The organism is Gemmatimonadaceae bacterium, assembly GCA_035633115.1.
Lineage (GTDB): Bacteria > Gemmatimonadota > Gemmatimonadetes > Gemmatimonadales > Gemmatimonadaceae > UBA4720.
This window is the reverse complement of sequence record DASQFN010000083.1, coordinates 1-1596: the sequence shown is the minus strand read 5'-3', so window position 1 is coordinate 1596 and position 1596 is coordinate 1. Positions and strand designations below refer to the sequence as shown.

The 1596-nt window shown below is 63.5% G+C and carries 2 protein-coding genes; both read right to left on the bottom strand.

All coding sequences use genetic code 11. The annotated features are described in order from the left end of the window. On the bottom strand, positions 1-254 hold a 254-nt coding region (locus VES88_11470), incomplete at its 3' end, for a hypothetical protein (protein ID HYN82114.1). After that, a complete protein-coding gene (locus VES88_11465) occupies positions 251-1519 on the bottom strand; it encodes an IS91 family transposase (protein ID HYN82113.1) in 1269 nt (422 codons plus the stop codon). The genes VES88_11465 and VES88_11470, both read right to left, overlap by 4 nt. Positions 1520-1596: the final 77 nt, after the last annotated feature.

The window sequence follows — 1596 nt, the reverse complement described above, 5'->3', positions numbered from 1 at the left end:
AGCGCGTGAATGAAGGCGTTTTTGGGTGGGTTGCCGGGGTCTATAGCAATGAGGTGGCCCGCATGAGAGCGGTACGAGGAAGGGCATTGGAGACCTTCATGGCACATCGGGCATTGGATGAGCACTGGCTGGCCTGCGGTGAGATCAAAAAACCTTTCGAAGGCGTGGACACGACGCAGGGGTATCTTCTGCACTGCGCTGCAGGCGGTGCAGGAGTAGGTCACTTTGGTGAACAACCAGGAAAGCATCTTCATCCGGTATCCCAGGCCGGGTGGCTAGGCCGCAGAGGTTTGCCGGCGGCGCGAAACAGCTCGGCGATCGGCTCATGCGGTCCGAAAACCAAACGAATGAATTGCAGGGGAACACGACAGATGGGGCAAAGCAGAGGGTCTGTCCCCTCGGCGAGTCGCCGCTCGCGCCACGGCAGAAGGCAGAGCGGAGTGTCGTTGTTGGGTTCCTGGATCGCGGGCTCGTTCTGTCCGAGGACGTTGCGGGCGTGAGCGAGGTAGTGCTGACGCCAGCGGGTGGCGAAGAGGCCAGCATAGCGCACGGTCTTGAAGTGCTTGTCCGGGATGTGGCGGATCAGACGGCCGATGAAGGCGAGCACCGGCAGCGTCTTATAGGAGGTCTTGCCGCCTTGTGCATAGTCTTGGAAGGCGAAGCGGACGGTGCCGCGCTCGGGGTCATAGTGGGTGATGCGGTACTCGGCCAGGACGGCCCGCTTGGTGTAGCGGCCGATATAGCGCAGAGTGAAGTTGGGGTCGCGCAGGCTGGCGCCGATGTGGGCGTACCAGATCATCTCATACAGCCGCCGCAGCAGGGCATTGAAGCGGGGATACTCGGCGAGGAAAGCCGCCGTCTTGGAGAAGCGCAACTCACCAGCGCGATGGGCTTGGCGCAAGGCGCGGATGACGTGGTAGCGCCACATCTTCTTCAGGGCACCGTGAGCCATCAGCCAACCGTCGCCGTAGGGGCGGACCCAGCGGCTGGCGTCCAGGGAGAGCCCACCTTCGGTGACCAGCAAGTGCAGGTGGGGATGCCACTTCAGGTCGCTGCCAAAGGTATGCAGTACCGAAACGATGCCCAGGCGCATGCCATGCTGCTCTCGTGCCCACTGCGACAGCGCAGCGGTAGCAGCGTTGAACAGCAGGTTCAGGGTCGCCGGCCGGTTGAAGCTGAGCACGCCGCGCAAATGAGCGGGCACCGCCAAGACCAGATGATGGTAGGGCACGTCGAGCAAGTCGTTGAGCACGCCGGCCGCCCAGCGATCGGTGGCGTGCTTGCCGCAGGTGGGACAGAAACGGGACTTGCAGGAGTGGGGTACGACCTCGATGCGCTGACACTGCGGACAGGCGTAGAGATGACAGCCCAGCGCCGGTGTCCGGCAGGCGATGATCTTGCGCACCGTCTCGAAGACCACCGGTCGGATCCACTGCCGGCTGGAGCGTACGAAGGCCTCCCAGTGGGCCTCAAACAGGGCCGCAATCCTGTACCGGATCTCCGAGCCGACCGCCAGCATCAGAGAGCGACGATACCTCTCGACCCGACCCCTGTCATCTCAGCGCCCAGGTTCGCGCGCGACAGCGCGCTAAGTTC

Bases quoted from the DNA above. Each gene is read 5' to 3' on its own strand.
- VES88_11465 (HYN82113.1), bottom strand. From the start codon at position 1,519: ATGCTGGCGGTCGGCTCGGAGATCCGGTACAGGATTGCGGCCCTGTTT.